Origin of the sequence: Salipiger abyssi (genome assembly GCF_017311415.1) — a bacterium.
Lineage (GTDB): Bacteria > Pseudomonadota > Alphaproteobacteria > Rhodobacterales > Rhodobacteraceae > Salipiger > Salipiger abyssi_A.
In genome coordinates, this window is the sequence record NZ_JAEKIS010000002.1 from 133,524 (window position 1) to 149,625 (window position 16,102).

17 protein-coding genes are annotated in these 16,102 nt (G+C 64.9%); 12 read left to right on the forward strand and 5 right to left on the reverse strand.

What is annotated here, in order from left to right:
- Positions 1-98: 98 nt before the first annotated feature.
- Positions 99-755, reverse strand: coding sequence for a PAS domain-containing protein (locus I6N89_RS03980; protein ID WP_236016440.1), 657 nt, complete (start codon positions 753-755; stop codon positions 99-101).
- A 296-nt stretch (positions 756-1,051) separates the two neighbouring features.
- Here I6N89_RS03980 and I6N89_RS03985 point away from each other — a divergent pair, with 296 nt between their 5' ends.
- From I6N89_RS03985 to I6N89_RS03995, 3 genes are read left to right on the forward strand one after another with little or no spacing between them, the layout of a single operon-like run.
- Positions 1,052-1,930: a YicC/YloC family endoribonuclease gene (locus tag I6N89_RS03985; protein WP_236016422.1), complete on the forward strand. Its 879-nt coding sequence runs from the start codon at positions 1,052-1,054 to the stop codon at positions 1,928-1,930.
- Between the two features lie 6 nt (positions 1,931-1,936).
- Positions 1,937-2,578, forward strand: coding sequence for a guanylate kinase (gene gmk / locus I6N89_RS03990; protein WP_207016929.1), 642 nt, complete (start codon positions 1,937-1,939; stop codon positions 2,576-2,578).
- Positions 2,575-3,096: a gamma carbonic anhydrase family protein gene (locus tag I6N89_RS03995; RefSeq protein ID WP_207016930.1), complete on the forward strand. Its 522-nt coding sequence runs from the start codon at positions 2,575-2,577 to the stop codon at positions 3,094-3,096. Before gmk ends, I6N89_RS03995 begins: the two co-directional genes overlap by 4 nt.
- 28 nt (positions 3,097-3,124) lie before the next feature.
- Here the strand turns inward: I6N89_RS03995 and I6N89_RS04000 are convergent, their stop codons facing one another.
- Positions 3,125-3,634, reverse strand: coding sequence for a hypothetical protein (locus I6N89_RS04000; RefSeq protein ID WP_236016423.1), 510 nt, complete (start codon positions 3,632-3,634; stop codon positions 3,125-3,127).
- Between the two features lie 409 nt (positions 3,635-4,043).
- On the opposite strand from I6N89_RS04000, the gene I6N89_RS04005 reads away from it, so the two are divergent.
- Positions 4,044-5,084, forward strand: a complete 1,041-nt coding sequence (locus I6N89_RS04005) for a sensor histidine kinase (RefSeq protein WP_207016931.1) — start codon at positions 4,044-4,046, stop codon at positions 5,082-5,084.
- 9 nt (positions 5,085-5,093) lie between these two features.
- Here I6N89_RS04005 and I6N89_RS04010 read toward each other — a convergent pair whose 3' ends face one another.
- Positions 5,094-5,816: a hypothetical protein gene (locus I6N89_RS04010; protein WP_207016932.1), complete on the reverse strand. Its 723-nt coding sequence runs from the start codon at positions 5,814-5,816 to the stop codon at positions 5,094-5,096.
- A 214-nt stretch (positions 5,817-6,030) separates the two neighbouring features.
- Here I6N89_RS04010 and I6N89_RS04015 point away from each other — a divergent pair, with 214 nt between their 5' ends.
- The 6 genes from I6N89_RS04015 to phoB all read left to right on the forward strand — a co-directional run bounded on the left by I6N89_RS04015 (position 6,031) and on the right by phoB (position 12,224).
- Positions 6,031-7,065, forward strand: a complete 1,035-nt coding sequence (locus tag I6N89_RS04015; protein ID WP_207016933.1) for a substrate-binding domain-containing protein — start codon at positions 6,031-6,033, stop codon at positions 7,063-7,065.
- 91 nt (positions 7,066-7,156) lie between these two features.
- Entirely contained in the window at positions 7,157-8,629 is a 1,473-nt protein-coding gene (gene pstC / locus I6N89_RS04020) for a phosphate ABC transporter permease subunit PstC (protein ID WP_207016934.1), read from the forward strand.
- Positions 8,626-9,957, forward strand: coding sequence for a phosphate ABC transporter permease PstA (gene pstA, locus I6N89_RS04025; protein ID WP_207016935.1), 1,332 nt, complete (start codon positions 8,626-8,628; stop codon positions 9,955-9,957). The genes pstC and pstA overlap by 4 nt, the downstream gene beginning before the upstream one ends.
- Before the next feature lie 35 nt (positions 9,958-9,992).
- On the forward strand, positions 9,993-10,790 hold the full coding sequence (gene pstB, locus I6N89_RS04030) for a phosphate ABC transporter ATP-binding protein PstB (RefSeq protein WP_207016936.1): 798 nt from the start codon (positions 9,993-9,995) through the stop codon (positions 10,788-10,790).
- Between the two features lie 5 nt (positions 10,791-10,795).
- Positions 10,796-11,530 (forward strand): phosphate signaling complex protein PhoU, encoded by a 735-nt coding sequence (gene phoU, locus I6N89_RS04035; RefSeq protein WP_207016937.1) that lies wholly within the window; start codon positions 10,796-10,798, stop codon positions 11,528-11,530.
- Between the two features lie 4 nt (positions 11,531-11,534).
- Positions 11,535-12,224, forward strand: a complete 690-nt coding sequence (phoB, locus tag I6N89_RS04040; RefSeq protein ID WP_207016938.1) for a phosphate regulon transcriptional regulator PhoB — start codon at positions 11,535-11,537, stop codon at positions 12,222-12,224.
- Between the two features lie 192 nt (positions 12,225-12,416).
- Here phoB and I6N89_RS04045 read toward each other — a convergent pair whose 3' ends face one another.
- Positions 12,417-13,079 (reverse strand): helix-hairpin-helix domain-containing protein, encoded by a 663-nt coding sequence (locus I6N89_RS04045; RefSeq protein ID WP_236016441.1) that lies wholly within the window; start codon positions 13,077-13,079, stop codon positions 12,417-12,419.
- A gap of 48 nt (positions 13,080-13,127) precedes the next feature.
- Here I6N89_RS04045 and rpsB point away from each other — a divergent pair, with 48 nt between their 5' ends.
- Together rpsB and tsf are read left to right on the forward strand one after the other, a co-directional pair.
- On the forward strand, positions 13,128-13,895 hold the full coding sequence (rpsB, locus tag I6N89_RS04050) for a 30S ribosomal protein S2 (protein WP_207016940.1): 768 nt from the start codon (positions 13,128-13,130) through the stop codon (positions 13,893-13,895).
- A gap of 98 nt (positions 13,896-13,993) precedes the next feature.
- Positions 13,994-14,869, forward strand: a complete 876-nt coding sequence (tsf, locus tag I6N89_RS04055) for a translation elongation factor Ts (RefSeq protein WP_207016941.1) — start codon at positions 13,994-13,996, stop codon at positions 14,867-14,869.
- A gap of 469 nt (positions 14,870-15,338) precedes the next feature.
- Here the strand turns inward: tsf and I6N89_RS04060 are convergent, their stop codons facing one another.
- Positions 15,339-16,067, reverse strand: a complete 729-nt coding sequence (locus I6N89_RS04060) for a LuxR family transcriptional regulator (protein ID WP_207017127.1) — start codon at positions 16,065-16,067, stop codon at positions 15,339-15,341.
- Positions 16,068-16,102 lie beyond the last annotated feature (35 nt).

The following is a 16,102-nucleotide window of genomic DNA, read 5'->3' on the forward strand; positions in this document are numbered from 1 at the left end:
AATGTAAGAAGGCCCCGGCAGGAAATGTCGGGGCCTTCTTGCGTCAGGTTTAAAAATCTTTGCAACCACTTGGTTTTATTCTCAAAAGGGCGAACCTCTCAATCGTTCGAGACGATCAACCGAAGATACGGGTGCTTGCGCCCCTCCGGTTTCGGGGCCGGTGTGAACTCCGCGCGCGGCTCGGACAGCTCTGTCTCGCGCGGCGGCAGCGGTTCGGGCATGCTCGGCACCGGTGCCACGGCGCCGCGCAGCGCCGGTTTCAGATCGACCGTGTCGATGGTGAAACGGCGCGGTGTGCGACCGATGCGCCCGGAGGTGGTGAGAACCCCGATCATCCGGCTCATATCGCCCATATCCGAGCGCAGAGGCAGCAGCAGCAGATGCCCCGCCATGGCGCCCTTGCCAAAGCCTTCCTCGGCGCGCAGCTCGATCCGCGCCGCCGCGCCCTCGGAAAACACTTGGGCGACCGCATCGGCCAGCGTTTCGCGTGCGGAGGGGGCAAAGAGCGCCGAAAGCGGCATGCCGGCGGTCTCCATCCCCATGAGATCGTTGAGATGTGTGCCGGCGACGCGCAGCTTGGCGAGGGTCGGCGCGATGCGTTCGGCCAGAAAGGCGTATTCCAGAGCGCTTTCGATGCCGCGCGGGTCGATCTGGCTGCGTAGCGGCACCGCGCCGGTCTCGCCCACCAGCCCGTGCCAGTAGCTTTCCAGCAGCCGTACCGGCGCCAGCCGCTTCTGCTTTTCCCGATCGGTCATCGACACGATACCCCGTCCGTTTCCACCCGTTCCCAACATCTCGCGCGCTCCTTTACCCGTGCTGCGCGGCGCGGTCGGAGCCCCCGTTCCAACTTGCCTGCCATTCTCATCATGTTGAGTCTCAAGTTACCTCAAATGCGGTCGAATTTCGCCCTAATTGTGACCCAAAGGTTAACGCCCGGCGCGCTGCCGCCGATGCTTGCCATGCGGCAATCCAGCCTGTAGGCCCTTGAAAACCGTGGGCTTCGGGGCATCCCGCCCGGCCTTAAGACAAGGAGGCGGAAATGCGGCAATCCATGACCGGATTTGCATCGCGCAGCGGCGAAACCGAGGGGCTCCGCTGGGCGTGGGAGCTGCGCGGCGTCAATGGCAAGGGGCTGGAGCTGCGGCTGCGGCTGCCCGAATGGATCGAGGGGCTGGAGCCACTGGTGCGCAAGGCGGCGCAGGCGCGGCTGGCGCGCGGCAATGTGCAGATCTCGCTGCGCGTCACCGGCGACAGCGACGAGGCCGCGGCGGAGCTCGACGAGGCGGCGCTGGCCCGCGTGCTCGACGCCATGGCGCGGATCGAAGGCGCCGCCGGAGGCCGGGGGCTGGTGCTGTCGCCCTCCAGCGCGGCGGAGATCGTGGCGCTGCGCGGGGTGATGGCGACGGGGCAATCCACGCGCGATATCGCCGCGCTGCGCACGGCGCTGCTGGCGGAATTCGAGGTCGCGCTGAGCGAGTTCGCGGAGATGCGCGGGCGCGAGGGCGCGGCGCTGGCGCAGGTTCTCTCCGGGCAGCTCGACGAGATCGCGGCGCTGGTGGCGCAGGCTACCGAGATCGTCGAGGCGCGGCGCGACGAGCAGGCCGACAAGCTGCGCGCGGCGCTCGCCCGCGTGATGGAGAACACCGACGGCGCCGACGAGGCGCGAGTCGCACAGGAACTGGCGCTGATCGCGGTGAAATCCGACATCACTGAAGAGCTCGACCGGCTGACCGCTCATATCGCCGCCGCGCGGGCGCTGCTGGCCGACAAGGGCGCCGTGGGGCGCAAGCTCGACTTCCTGATGCAGGAATTCAACCGCGAGGCGAACACACTCTGTTCGAAATCCGGCTCTTCGGCATTGACGCAGGCCGGGCTGGCACTCAAGACGGTGATCGACCAGATGCGCGAACAGGTACAGAATGTGGAGTGAGCGAGCATGAACCGCCGGGGCCTGCTGATCATCCTGTCCTCGCCCTCGGGCGCGGGCAAATCGACGCTGGCGCGGCGCCTGCGGGATTGGGATCCGTCGATCATTTTTTCGGTCTCGGCCACGACCCGCGCGCCGCGTCCGGGCGAGGTCGATGGCGAGGATTACCATTTCATGACCGAGACCGCCTTCAAGAAGGCGGTGAACAATGGCGAGATGCTCGAGCACGCGCATGTCTTCGGCAATTTCTACGGCTCGCCCAAGGGGCCGGTGCGCGACGCCATCATCAGCGGCAAGGACGTGCTCTTCGATGTCGACTGGCAGGGCGCGCAGCAGATGACCAACTCGGAGCTGGCGCTGCACACGCTGTCGATCTTCCTGCTGCCGCCCTCCATCGCCGAGCTGAAACGCCGGTTGGAATCGCGCGGCCAGGACGGCGCGGATGTGATCGACCGGCGGATGCAGAAGAGCTGGGACGAGATTTCGCACTGGGGCTCCTACGATTTCGTGCTGGTCAACGAGGATCTGGACGCCACCGAGCGGCGGCTGAAGAGCATCGTGACCGCCTCGCGGCTGCGGCGCACGCAGCAGCCCAGCCTGCTCGACCATGTGCGCGGGCTGCAAACGGAATTCGAGGAGGGCGAGGAATGACGATCTATGCGCTGGACGGGGTGGCCCCCGAGATCGCGGCGGATGCCTGGGTGGCCCCGGATGCCAACCTGATCGGCAAGGTGGTGCTGGAGGAGGCGGCTTCGGTCTGGTTCGGCTGCACGCTGCGCGGCGACAACGAGGAAATCCGCGTCGGCGCTGGCAGCAACGTTCAGGAGAACGTGGTCTGCCATACCGACATGGGCTATCCGCTGGTGATCGGCGCGGGCTGCACCATCGGTCACAAGGTCATGCTGCATGGCTGCGTGATCGGAGAGAATACGCTGATCGGCATGGGCGCGACGATCCTCAACGGCGCAAAGATCGGCCGCAACTGCCTGATCGGGGCAGGGGCGCTGATCACCGAGGGCAAAGAGATCCCCGATGGCAGCCTTGTCATGGGCATGCCCGGCAAGGTGGTTCGTCAGCTTGACGAGGCCGCCATTGCCGGGCTGCGCAAGTCGGCGCGGCATTATCAGGACAATGCGCGCCGGTATGCGGCGGGCCTGACCGCGCTGTGACGCGCGGCCGGCCCGCTCGGGCCGGTCATCAGGCCTGTTCCAGAGCGCGTTCGACGCGGTTCTGCACCACCGGTGCTAGCTGTTTGGTCAGCATGGCGGTCGGGATGTGGCGCAGTGCCGGCTTGCGGTTCGGCGCGCGCTTGCGCTCGCGCAGATAGGCCAGGATCATCTGGGCGTGTTCGCGATTGCGCGCAACGAGTTCATAGCCGTCGATATTCCACTGCCAGTAGGCGTCTTCCGGCCAGGAAATCGTTGCCTTTTCAAGCGTGCCGCAGCTGTCGCACTCGGCCATGCCGCAGTGGTTCAGCCGATAGCCCGGCCCCGGTTCCTTGCCTTGATGGAAGGTCGGTTTCGGCGTGTCGGGCTGCTGCCAGCTAAAGTGTTCCGGGAACAGTTCTTCAACAACAACGCGTCCCCAGAGATGCGAATTCTGCGGCAACTCTGAGTGACGGATCACACAGGTAAAACGGAACGGCTCGTGAAAATGCGCAACGTGCCCACATTTCGGACAACGAATGTCGATAGGGTCGTTCTGCATCGGAGTGATGCTCCTGTGGTTGTAGGCGCCCCCACCTAACAACCCTATGAAGCGATAAATTTCCCTTAAAAGCAATGCGAGATGCGGCTGTCTAAGCCACTTGAGCCGAAAAGCGCAAATACAACCTCAGGTTCATCCCCATAAATGGTGAGGAGCGAAATTGCACATTTTTGACGCAGGAAACGGATTTTACGAAAAATCAATACGTTAGACTTTTGCCTCATTTCCGCACCATTTCGGCAAAAATCCGCCGATTGGGGCGCAATCCGGGCGCGGCCGAGCAGTTTCACTTGCAATCGATTCGGTTTTTGCTCTCTGCAGCGCCTGTCGCAGCAGCATGAGGGGCCGCCATGAACCCGTCTGAGTCGTTCCTTTTTGTGGTCCGAATTGAACCAGCCAGGACATTGTAATGCAGGCGGACTCGCGCCAGTTCGTTGCGGCGATACCGCTACCGGCCGTGTTGATCCGGTGGGATGAGCGCATCGCTGCCGCCAATGCCGAAGCGCAGTCTTTTCTGGGCGGCGGGCTGGAAGGGCGACATTTTATCACTGCACTGCGCCAGCCGGCGCTGCTCGACGCAATCGAAGGCACGTTTCGCGACGGCGCGCCGCGGCTCACCCGGTTTCTGACGACAGATGGGCGTCAGAATACAACCTATGAGGTATCGTGCCGCCGGCTGGATCTGGAAGGCGGGCGAGGTGTGATGCTCACGTTTCAGGATGTGACACATCTCGAACAGGCCGGGCAGATGCGCCGCGATTTCGTCGCAAATGTCAGCCACGAGCTGCGCACGCCGCTCACCGCGCTGCTGGGCTTCATAGAAACCCTGAAGGGCCCGGCGCGTGACGATCCCGGGGCACGCGAGCGCTTTTTGAACATCATGGAGGCCGAGGCCGGTCGCATGGAGCGGTTGGTGGGCGATCTGCTTTCTCTGAGCCGGGTCGAGGCCGAGGAGCGCGTGCGCCCGACCGAACCGGTGGACCTGCCGGGGCTGCTGCGCTCGGTACTGAGCGGGCTGGCACCGCTGGGCGAGGAGGCCGGCGTGCGGCTAGAGGCGGATCTGCCCGAGGGCGCGCTCGAGGTGCCGGGCGATGCCGATCAGCTCCGGCAGGTGATGGTGAACCTGATCGAGAACGGGGTGAAATATTCCGGGCGCGGCGCCGAAGTGCGGGTGAGCCTGTCGGCGCCCGCCTATCAGCCAAGGCTGCGCGGCGAGGGCGTGGTGATCTCGGTCAGCGACAGCGGCCCGGGCTTTGATCCGCTGCACATCCCGCGCCTGACCGAACGCTTCTACCGCGTCGACAGCCACCGCTCGCGCGAGAAGGGCGGCACCGGGCTGGGGCTCGCCATCGTCAAGCATATCGTGAACCGTCATCGCGGCCGGCTGCGGATCGAGAGCAAGCCGGGCGAGGGCGCAAGTTTCCAGGTGGTGCTGCCGACCACCGCCTGAGCGACGGAATTAGACCCCAGCGACGACCGGCTCAGGCGCCCGGTGGCGCGCCTCGATCTCTGGAAGCGCAGCCAGCACCGCGCCGGGGGTCGGTCGCGCACCGATGCGGTCGCGCACCCAGTGCTCATGCGCGCCGACAATGCGCAGCGGAAAGCGCGGCAGGCCCAGCAGGCTGGCGATGCAGAAGCGGTGATTGCCCGAACCGGTCTTGCACAGCGTGCCCTCGGCAGTAATGACAGCCGTGGACTCGAAGCCAGTGGCGCCAGCGTCGAACCCGTTGCGGCGCAGGCTGTCGATCAGCCCCAGCACGTAGTCGCGCAGAAAGCCCGCGATCTCGGTCTCGCTGCGCAGCGGGCGCGTCTTGTAAAACGCCGCGCCGCGCTCCGAAAGCTCGCGCGTCAGGTCTTCGTACCAGCGGCTGGCGCGCACGTCGTCTTCATGCGCCATGAGATCCGCGAGGCGCTGGTAGCGCTCGGTCTCGCTGATCCGTGCGGTCTTTGCGAAATGCTCCGCCGGGATGGTAAATGGCTCGGCGCGCTTTATCGGCGCGCGCAGCAATCCCACAACCGGATTCGGCAGTAGCCGACGCAGTCGCCGCAGCCGGGCACGTCCGACCGGCCATTTCGAGCCGAGCTGACGGTCGATCCGCGCCGGGCTCACCCAGATCACCGCGCGATCCCCCGCCGAATCTATGAAGTCCCGTTGTCGCAAGCGTTTATCCCATACAATCATGCCGGGAATATCCTTGCCGCATCGCAGCGCGGACGGTGCCGCGCGGCGCGCTGACCCGGGCTGATTCCGGCGTTCGCCGGCAGATTTGCACATCTCCGGCACGCTGTCATGAAACTGTTACACAGCTGTCACAAAAGCATCGCGGGCGGGGCCTAGGGCTGCCCGCGAGGTCCCCGAGGGGAAGGGGATCGTAACCAATGACAGGAGCATTCATATGCAATCCGTGAAACTCGCCGCTTCGGCTCTGGCCATCGCCGCCGTCTCGGCCTCCGCTGCCGCCGCCCGCGACAACGTGCAGGTCGCCGGTTCGTCGACCGTGCTGCCCTATGCCTCGATCGTTGCCGAAGCCTTCGGCGAAAACACCGACTTCCCGACCCCGGTCGTGGAATCGGGCGGCTCCTCGGCCGGCCTCAAGCGCTTCTGCGAAGGTGTGGGCGAAAACACCATCGACGTCGCCAACGCATCGCGCGCCATCCGTCAGAAAGAGATCGACGCCTGTGCCGCCAACGGCGTGACCGACATCATCCAGGTCCGCATCGGCTATGACGGCATCGTCTTCGCCTCGCAGCAGGACGGCCCGGCCTTCACCGCCTTCGAGCCCACCGACATCTTCAACGCCATCGGCGCCAAGGTGCTGGTCGACGGCGAAGTGGTCGACAACCCCTACAACACCTGGTCCGAGTTCAACTCCGAGCTGCCGGATGCCGAGATCGCGATGTTCATCCCGGGCACCAAGCACGGCACCCGCGAAGTCTTCGAGGAAAAAGTCCTGCTGATCGGCTGCGAAGAAACCGGCGCCTATGAGGCCATGGTGTCCGGCGGCATGTCGGAAGACGACGCCGAAGACGCCTGCCTCGACGTGCGTCAGGACGGCGGCAAGTCGGTCGATATCGACGGCGACTACACCGAGACCCTGGCCCGCATCGACGCCAACCCGAACGGCGTGGGCGTGTTCGGCCTGGCGTTCTACGAGAACAACCAGGACAAGCTGAAGGTCGCCACCATGTCCGGCATCGCGCCGTCGACCGAGACCATCGCGTCGGGCGAATACCCGGTGTCGCGCCCGCTGTTCTTCTACGTGAAGAAAGCCCATATCGGCGTGATCCCCGGCCTGAAGGAATACGCTCAGTTCTTCGTCGCCGACGAGATCGCAGGCCCGACCGGCCCGCTCGCCAACTATGGCCTCGTCGCCGACCCCGAGCTGGCCGCGACCCAGTCCATGGTCGCCAACGAAGAGACCATGCAGTAATCGGCGCCTGCCGCGACTGCATTAGGGGGCGGCAGCAAGCGCTGCCCCCTTTTCCTTTTAGGTTCTTTTCCTGAAGACGAACGGGGGGCACATGCCTTTACTCTGGCTCTTTCTGATCGTGCTGGCGATTGCCGCGGTCGGCTTTGTGCTGGGGCGCGCCCGCGCGCTGGCCAGCGCCGGCGGCGACGTCCGCAATCTGCATTCGCTGCCGAGCTATTACGGCAACAATGTCGCCATCAAGACCGTCGTGCCCGCCATTCTGGTCATGCTGATCTGGCTGATCGTGCAGCCGATGATCGTGAATTCCACGATCTCCGGCATGATCCCGGAAAGCTCGGTCGCCGAGAATTCCTCGCTGGGTCTGGTGATGTCCGAGGTGCGCCGCACCGCCGAGGGGCTCGACAACGCCGTCGCCAACGGGGACATGACCGAGGAATTCGCCCGCGACGCGCGCGCCGATTTCACCGATGTCACCCAGCGTCTGAAGGATGCCGGCCAGATCGTCACCTCCGACGTCACCCAGCCGATCCTGCGCGCCGCGCAAAGCTACCGCATCATGAATGCCACGGGCAATCTCATCATGTCGGGCATCGTGCTGGCGCTGGCGCTGTCCGGGCTGTTCTGGGGGCTGCGCGACTCGCATGCCGCCTTCCGCGCCCGCAACACCGTCGAGGCCGCCGTCCGCGCGCTGCTCATCGGTGCCGCCTCCATCGCCATCCTGACCACCATCGGCATCATCCTGTCGCTGGTCTTCAACACCGTCGAGTTCTTCCGGCTTTATCCGGCGACCGACTTCTTCTTCGGCACGAGCTGGGCACCGAGCTTCTCGGGCCGGGGCGGCTCCTCGGATCTGGGCGTTCTGCCGCTGCTCTGGGGCACGTTCTACATCTCCATCGTGGCGCTGGTCGTGGCCGTGCCCATCGGGCTCTTCGCCGCCGTCTACCTGTCGGAATACGCAACCCCGCGCGTCCGCGCCGTCGCCAAGCCGATGCTGGAAGTGCTCGCCGGGATCCCGACCATCGTTTACGGCCTTTTCGCGCTGCTGACCGTCGGACCGCTGCTGCTGGGCATCTTCGGCGATGACGGGCTGGGCTGGATGCAGGCGGGCACCGCGGTGATGACCGCCGGTCTGGTCATGGGCATCATGCTCATTCCCTTCGTCTCCTCGCTCAGCGACGACATCATCAACGCCGTGCCGCAGGCGATGCGCGACGGCTCTTACGGGCTGGGCGCCACCCAGTCCGAGACCATCAAGCAGGTGATCCTGCCGGCGGCACTGCCGGGCATCGTCGGCGCCATCCTTCTGGCCGCCTCGCGCGCCATCGGCGAGACGATGATCGTCGTGCTGGGGGCAGGGGCCGCGGCCAAGCTCAGCCTCAACCCGTTCGAGGCGATGACCACGGTGACCGCCAAGATCGTCAGCCAGCTGACCGGCGACGCCGATTTCTCCTCGCCCGAGGCGCTGGTCGCCTTTGCCCTGGGCATGACCCTCTTCGTCCTGACGCTGGGGCTGAACGTTCTCGCCCTCTACATCGTGCGCAAATACCGGGAGCAGTACGAATGACCGACGCGAGCATCGGAGGCGCGGCCGCACCGCGCAAGAAATCTTCGATCCACGAGCTCGACGCCCGCACCCGGAAGCGCAACGCCTCCGAGGCGCGCTTCAAAGCCTTCGGGCTGGGCGCCATCCTGATCGGGCTGTTCTTTCTGGTGACGCTAGCGGTCTCGATCGTCCGCTCGGGCCTGCCGGCCTTCACCGAGACGGTGGTGGATGTGGAATTCACCCTGAGCCAGGCGCAGTTCGACGAGGCGGAATCGACGCTCTTCAAGACGGCGGCCTATTCCGATCTCTTCATCGCCGACCTGCGCGGCACGCTCGAAGAGCGCGGCATGCAGGTGGCCTTCGACGAGGCGGCCATCGAGCGGCTTCTCGGCAAGGTCGGCGGCACATTGCGCGAATTCTACCGCGCCAACCCCGAGCAGCTCGGCCAGCCGGTGGCATTCCAGCTTCCCGCATCGTCGCGCGTCGACGGCTATTTCAACGGTCGGGTGACCCGCGAGACACTGGAAGACACGCGCTTCCTCCAGGGCTCCGACCTCGATCTGGTCGATGCGCTGCACGAGGCCGGCGTGATCCGCCAGGATTTCAACTGGACCTTCCTCACCGGCGCCGATTCCGGCGTGGACAACCCAGGCGGGGCAGGGATCGGCGCCTCGGTCGTCGGCTCGTTCTTCATGATGCTGGTGGTTCTGGTGCTGGCGCTGCCCATCGGTGTGGCCGCGTCGATCTATCTCGAAGAATTCGCGCCGCAGAACAAGTTCACCGATCTGATCGAGGTGAATATCTCCAACCTCGCGGCGGTGCCCTCCATCGTGTTCGGTATCCTCGGCCTCGCGGTGTTCATCCAGTTCATGCACCTGCCGCAATCGGCGCCGCTGGTGGGCGGTCTGGTGCTGACGCTGATGACGCTGCCGACGATCATCATCTCGACCCGCGCCGCGCTCAAGGCGGTGCCGCCCTCGATCCGCGACGCCGCACTCGGCGTCGGCGCCTCCAAGATGCAGGCGGTGTTCCACCACGTCCTGCCGCTGGCCATGCCCGGCATCCTGACCGGCACGATCATCGGTCTGGCGCAGGCGTTGGGCGAGACCGCGCCGCTGCTGCTGATCGGCATGGTGGGCTTTGTCGCCCGCGGCTATCCCGAGGGCTTCCTCGGGGGCTTTACCGAGCCCAACTCGGCGATGCCGGCACAGATCTACACCTGGGCGGCACGCGCCGATGCGAGCTTCTATGAAAAGGCCTGGGGCGGGATCATCGTTCTGCTGGTGTTCCTGCTGCTGATGAACGTGATCGCAATCATCCTGCGCCGCAAGTTTGAACGGAGATGGTGACGATGGATGCCAATTTCGCTAAGGAAAACGAACCCATGTATGACGCACCGCTAGGGAAAAACGACGTGGACGCGAAAGACACCAAGATCGCCGCCAAGGACGTTCAGGTCTATTACGGCGACACCCACGCCATCAAGGACGTCTCGGTCGATCTGCTCGACAAGACGGTGACCGCCTTCATCGGCCCCTCGGGCTGCGGCAAGTCGACCTTCCTGCGCTGCCTCAACCGGATGAACGACACGATCGACATCTGCCGGGTCGAGGGGCTGATCGAGCTCGACGGCGAGGATATCTACGACAAGCGCGTCGACCCGGTGCAGCTGCGCGCCAAGGTGGGCATGGTGTTCCAGAAACCGAACCCGTTCCCCAAGTCGATCTACGACAATGTCGCCTACGGCCCCAAGATCCACGGGTTGGCCAAGAACAAGGCCGAGCTCGACGAGATCGTCGAGAAGGCGCTGCGCCGCGGCGCCATCTGGGACGAGGTCAAAGACCGGCTCGACGCGCCGGGCACCGGGCTCTCGGGCGGCCAGCAGCAGCGTCTTTGCATCGCCCGCGCCGTGGCCACCGAGCCTGAGGTGCTGCTGATGGACGAGCCCTGCTCGGCACTCGACCCCATCGCCACCGCTCAGGTCGAAGAGCTGATCGACGAGCTGCGCGCCAGCTATTCGGTGGTCATCGTGACCCACTCGATGCAGCAGGCCGCGCGCGTCAGCCAGAAGACCGCCTTCTTCCATCTCGGCAATCTCGTCGAATACGGCGAGACCAGCCAGATCTTCACCAACCCCGTGGACCCGCGCACAGAGTCCTACATCACCGGACGGATCGGATAAGTCTCATGAGTGATCTGAAGCAGCATATCGCCTCCGCTTTCGACCGCGATCTGGAAGGCATCCAGGCGCAGATTCTCAAGATGGGCGGGCTGGTCGAGGTGGCCATCCACGACGCCGCCAAATCGCTGGAAACCCGCGACGAGGAGCTCGCTGGCCAGGTCGTCAAGGGCGACGAGGCCATCGACGCAATGGACGAGGCGCTGAACGAAGAGGCGGCGCGGGTGATCGCGCTGCGCGCGCCCACCGCCACCGACCTGCGCGTGGTGCTCTCGGTGATGCGGATGTCGGCCAACCTGGAGCGCATCGGCGATCTGTCAAAGAACCTCGCCAAGCGCACCACGGTGCTGGCGCAGATGACGCAGATCAACGGCTCGACCACGGCACTGCGCCGCATGGCCCGCGACGTCGAGCTGATGCTCAAGGATGCGCTGGATGCCTATATCAAGCGCGACGACGCGCTGGCGCTCGACGTGATCGACCGCGACCGCGATGTCGACCAGATGTACAACACGCTGTTCCGCGAGTTCCTGACCTTCATGCTGGAAGATCCGCGCAACATCACCTCGTGCATGCATCTGCATTTCATCGCCAAGAACATCGAGCGCATGGGCGACCATGTGACCTCGATCGCCGAGCAGGTGGTGTTCCTGACGACCGGCTCGACGCCGGATGAGGCACGCGTCAAGGAGGACCGGACGTCCTCCGACCCTTCGCTGAGCGCGGATATCGAACTGGAGTAAGCCCATGCCGGCGGATCAGCCCACCGTTCTGGTCGTCGAGGACGAAGCCGCGCAGCGTGAAGTGCTGCGCTACAATCTGGAAGCCGAGGGCTTTCGCGTCGCCGCCGCTGGCAATGGCGAGGAAGCCCTCGTGATGATGGATGAGGAGGCGCCCGATGTCGTCGTCCTCGACTGGATGCTGCCCAATCTCTCGGGCATCGAGGTCTGCCGCCAGATCAAGACGCGGCCCGGCACCCGCGGCGTGCCGGTCATCATGCTCTCGGCCCGGTCCGAGGAAGTGGACCGGGTGCGCGGGCTGGAGACCGGCGCCGACGATTATGTCGTGAAACCCTATTCCCTGCGTGAGCTGATGGCGCGGGTCCGCGCGCAGCTGCGCCGGGCGCGTCCGGCGGCGGCGGGGCTGCGGTTGGAATACGAGGATATCATCCTCGATGCCGAGACCCACCGCGTGACCCGCGACGGGCAGGAGCTGAAGCTTGGCCCGACCGAGTTCCGGCTGCTCTCGACTTTTATGGAGAAACCGGGCCGGGTCTGGTCGCGCGAGCAGTTGCTCGACCGGGTCTGGGGCCGCGACATCTATGTCGACACCCGCACGGTCGATGTGCATATCGGGCGGCTGCGCAAGGCGCTCGGCGTGCATGGCGGCGGCGACCCGCTGCGCACCGTGCGCGGGGCAGGGTACGCGCTGGGGTGAAATCCCGCACCGGAGCTCTGGCCCGGCAAACGCTCCGGGGGAGCGTTTGGGGATTTCACGGGCGGAGCCCCGGGGGCGTCGGTTTCTTGCCCGGCGCGGTGGGCAAATTGCCCACCCTACGACCCGCCCCGGACTTGCTCCGGGGCCTCGGCGGGGATGACCAGGAGGCCCCGGCTCAAGTCCGGAGCGGGGTCATTTCCCGGATTTTTTCTTCTTTTTCCCGCCCTTGGACGTCTTGCCCTTCACGGATTTTTTCTCCGCCTTTGCCGCTTTCTTCGCAGCCTTGGCGGAGGTCTTCTTGTCCTTGCCCTTCTTCTTCGGCTTGTCGCTCTTGGCCTTTTTCTTTTTGGCCGTCTTGCCCTTGGACTTGGCTTTTTTCCTTTGGGGCGCCGCTGCCTCCGGCGCCGCGGGCTCGGGCGCATCCGCCAGCGTCTGCGCGACCGTCTCCTCCGCTGGCTGCGCCTCGGTCTCCGACGCCTCTTCCATCCCGCGCAGGATTTCCGCCGCCGCCGAGATCAGCATGCGCGCGCGCAACAGCTGCACGCGGGGCAGGGAGGTCAGGCTCTCCGGTGCCGCATTCGCCAAATCTGCGGGGCTTTCGATGCCCATCTCGCGCATCTTCATCGCCAGAACGGGGCCAACGCCCCGGATGGAGGTCAGGTCGGTCAATACGCTCTCCCTACTTGTGTTATGCGTGGCGCGCAGAATGCGGTGAAACGCGCGGCCCTGTCCAGCAAAACCGCAGCAGGGGTTGCGCCCGGCCCGCTTTGCCCTTATAGGCGCGCCACACGAACCCCGCAGGCGGGGTCGGGCCGTTGGGGGAGACATCCCCTTCGTGTCCACCGGTTGCCCCATCAGGGTCAAGCCCCCGCCGAGGATATGAAACCGGAAAGGATATAGGACATGGCTCTTCCCGAGTTCACCATGCGCCAGCTGCTCGAGGCAGGCGTGCACTTCGGCCACCAGACGCAGCGCTGGAACCCCCGTATGGGCGAGTTCATCTACGGCGCGCGCAACGGCATCCACATCATGGATCTGACGCAAACCGTCCCGATGCTGGACGCGGCGCTGAACGCGATCCGCGAGACCGTCGCAAAGGGTGGCCGCGTGCTCTTTGTCGGCACCAAGCGCCAGGCCGCGCAGCCGATCGCCGAAGCCGCCGAGAAATGCGCGCAGTATTACATGAACCACCGCTGGCTGGGCGGCACGCTGACCAACTGGCAGACCGTTTCCCAGTCGATCAACCGTCTGAAATCCATCGACGAGCAGATGGAAGCCGGCGCCGAGGGCCTCACCAAGAAAGAGCGCCTGCACATGGAACGCGACCAGGCGAAGCTTCAGGCGTCGCTGGGCGGCATCCGTGACATGGGCGGCGTGCCGGATCTTCTTTTCGTCATCGACGTCAAGAAAGAGCAGCTCGCCATCGCCGAAGCCAAGAAGCTGGGCATCCCGGTCGTGGCCGTGGTCGACACCAATTGCTCGCCCGACGGCATCGATTACATCATCCCCGGCAACGACGATGCCGCCCGCGCCATCGCGCTCTACTGCGATCTGGTGAGCCGCGCCGCTCTGGACGGCATGACCGGTCAGATGGAAGCCGCCGGCGTCGACCTTGGCGCGCTGGAAGAGGCCCCCGCCGAGGAACTGCTGGCGGGCGCCAAAGACGCCTGAGGCGCGCTGTCGCGAAAGCGCGTCACGCAGACATGACATGAGCGGTCTGGCCCGGGGCAGGGCCGGCCGCAAACACCATTCGAGAGGAGAGCCGAGAGATGGCGATCACTGCTGCACAGGTGAAAGAACTGCGCGAGATGACCGGCGCGGGCATGATGGATGCCAAGAAGGCGCTGACCGAGACCGACGGCGACATGGAAGCCGCCATCGACTGGCTGCGCACCAAGGGCCTGGCCAAGGCCGCCAAAAAATCCGGCCGTACCGCCGCCGAGGGCCTGGTGGCCGTCGAGGTGAACGGCGGCACCGGTGTCGCCGTCGAGGTGAACGCCGAGACCGACTTCGTCGCCAAGAACGCCGAGTTCCAGGACATGGTTGCCGGCATCGCCAAGACCGCGACCGGTGTCGACAGCGTCGAGGCGCTGGCAGAGGCCGACATGGACGGCAAGAAAGTCTCCGAAGTCCTGACCGACAAGATCGCCAAGATCGGCGAGAACATGACCCTGCGCCGCATGGCGAAGGTCGAAGGCGACGTCGTGGCAAGCTATGTCCACAACGCTGCCGCGCCGGGCATGGGCCAGATCGGCGTTCTGGTCGCGCTGAAAGGCGGCGACGAGGCGTTCGGCAAGCAGGTCGCGATGCACATCGCCGCCGCAAACCCGGCCTCGCTGTCCGAAGCCGATCTCGACCCGGCCGTGGTCGAGAAAGAGCGTCAGGTGCAGATCGACATCGCCAAGGAATCCGGCAAGCCGGACGCCGTCATCGAAAAGATGATCGTCGGTCGCATGAAGAAATTTCTCGCCGAGGTGACGCTGCTGGGTCAGCAATTCGTCATCAACCCCGACCTGACCGTCGAGAAGGCCGCGGAAGAGGCCGGCGCGACCATCGTGGGCTTTGTCCGCATGCAGGTCGGCGAAGGCATCGAGAAGAAGGAAGAGGATTTCGCCGCCGAAGTGGCCAAGGCCGCTCAGGGCTGATCCTTTTTCAAAGGTTCGAACGCGACGGAGCCGCCCCGAAGGGCGGCTCCGTTTCCTTTCCTGGCCCCGAACCGATGTTGGGGATGAGGCTGGGATCCAGGGCAGGGGCACCGAACCGGACCGCGCGAAAATTGCACGGGCCCGGCCCGGTTCCGGTTTGCACCGGGAGGTTCCCAGAGCCCCCGAAATCGCGGAGGATGAGCCCCTCGTGTTCCAATGGCCAAAGCCACCACTCACGGAACGTCAACACACTGACAATTTACGCATGGTCATGAAAGTGGGGTATACCAGACCCGCTATTTTTTCATGATCAACCGCGCTCGCGAGGGCACAGTTTTGCGGTTTTGAAATCCGCACAGAAGTATTTTGGAAATTCAGGCGCGAAATGGCGGAATAAAACGTCATCCTTGCGGGGTCGCAGACGACTCGACCGTCCGGTTCAGATTGCCGTGCGGAACCGCTGGCCGGGTCAGATGTCGATGACGAACATCTGGTTCTGGAACGCCGCCTTGGCCACCGCCTGCGCGGTGGTCTCGACGTTCAGCGCCTCGCGCGCCAGCCGCAGGTGTTTTTCGATGGTGGCCTGGGTCAGCCCCATAATTGCGGCGATATCCTGCATGGTCTTGCCGTCGCCGACCCATTCCAGCGCCTCGCGCTGGCGCTTGGTCAGCGTCTGGTTCGGCGGCACATAGGGCAGGGTGAGGATCTTGAGGTGCAGGAGGTTGTTCATCAGCACGATATCGCCGCCATGCTCTTCCCACATCACATCGACCGCCTCCTGGCTCATACCGGGCTTTGCGGTCAGCGCGATGGCACCCTTGGCGCGGCTCGACACCGAGCGAAAGCTGATAGAATAGCCCGCGCAGACGCCCTTGCCGAGATTGAACTCGATAACCCGGCGCTCTGCCTCGGTGAGGTTGCCCTGCGCCATCATCTCGCCCAGCACGCGCCAGGAGCAGGCGCCTTCATGCTCCAGCGCCCAGCGGACCATGGGCGCGTGGTGATAGAGACCTTCACCGACGAACACGTCGGTATAGTCGGCGCTGTGATTGGTCAGGAGCACGAAATCGTTGGGATCGCCCAGCGAATTCGGCGTGCGGTAACGGGTAAAGCCATAGAGCAGCCGGTCGAACCCGTAGCCCGTCATGCGCTCCGCATGCATCGCCCAGAGATCCTCGACGATCGCGGCATTGGTCATCTCTGTGAGATAGGCGCGGATATCCTGCGACAGCG

Coding starts and splice junctions, on each gene's coding strand:
- I6N89_RS03980 (WP_236016440.1), bottom strand. CDS start 755: ATGACCGATCGGGAAAAGCAGAAGCGGCTGGCGCCGGTACGGCTGCTG.
- I6N89_RS03985 (WP_236016422.1), top strand. CDS start 1,052: ATGACCGGATTTGCATCGCGCAGCGGCGAAACCGAGGGGCTCCGCTGG.
- gmk (WP_207016929.1), top strand. CDS start 1,937: ATGAACCGCCGGGGCCTGCTGATCATCCTGTCCTCGCCCTCGGGCGCG.
- I6N89_RS03995 (WP_207016930.1), top strand. CDS start 2,575: ATGACGATCTATGCGCTGGACGGGGTGGCCCCCGAGATCGCGGCGGAT.
- I6N89_RS04000 (WP_236016423.1), bottom strand. CDS start 3,634: ATGCAGAACGACCCTATCGACATTCGTTGTCCGAAATGTGGGCACGTT.
- I6N89_RS04005 (WP_207016931.1), top strand. CDS start 4,044: ATGCAGGCGGACTCGCGCCAGTTCGTTGCGGCGATACCGCTACCGGCC.
- I6N89_RS04010 (WP_207016932.1), bottom strand. CDS start 5,816: ATGATTGTATGGGATAAACGCTTGCGACAACGGGACTTCATAGATTCG.
- I6N89_RS04015 (WP_207016933.1), top strand. CDS start 6,031: ATGCAATCCGTGAAACTCGCCGCTTCGGCTCTGGCCATCGCCGCCGTC.
- pstC (WP_207016934.1), top strand. CDS start 7,157: ATGCCTTTACTCTGGCTCTTTCTGATCGTGCTGGCGATTGCCGCGGTC.
- pstA (WP_207016935.1), top strand. CDS start 8,626: ATGACCGACGCGAGCATCGGAGGCGCGGCCGCACCGCGCAAGAAATCT.
- pstB (WP_207016936.1), top strand. CDS start 9,993: ATGTATGACGCACCGCTAGGGAAAAACGACGTGGACGCGAAAGACACC.
- phoU (WP_207016937.1), top strand. CDS start 10,796: ATGAGTGATCTGAAGCAGCATATCGCCTCCGCTTTCGACCGCGATCTG.
- phoB (WP_207016938.1), top strand. CDS start 11,535: ATGCCGGCGGATCAGCCCACCGTTCTGGTCGTCGAGGACGAAGCCGCG.
- I6N89_RS04045 (WP_236016441.1), bottom strand. CDS start 13,079: ATGGGGCAACCGGTGGACACGAAGGGGATGTCTCCCCCAACGGCCCGA.
- rpsB (WP_207016940.1), top strand. CDS start 13,128: ATGGCTCTTCCCGAGTTCACCATGCGCCAGCTGCTCGAGGCAGGCGTG.
- tsf (WP_207016941.1), top strand. CDS start 13,994: ATGGCGATCACTGCTGCACAGGTGAAAGAACTGCGCGAGATGACCGGC.
- I6N89_RS04060 (WP_207017127.1), bottom strand. CDS start 16,067: ATGACCAATGCCGCGATCGTCGAGGATCTCTGGGCGATGCATGCGGAG.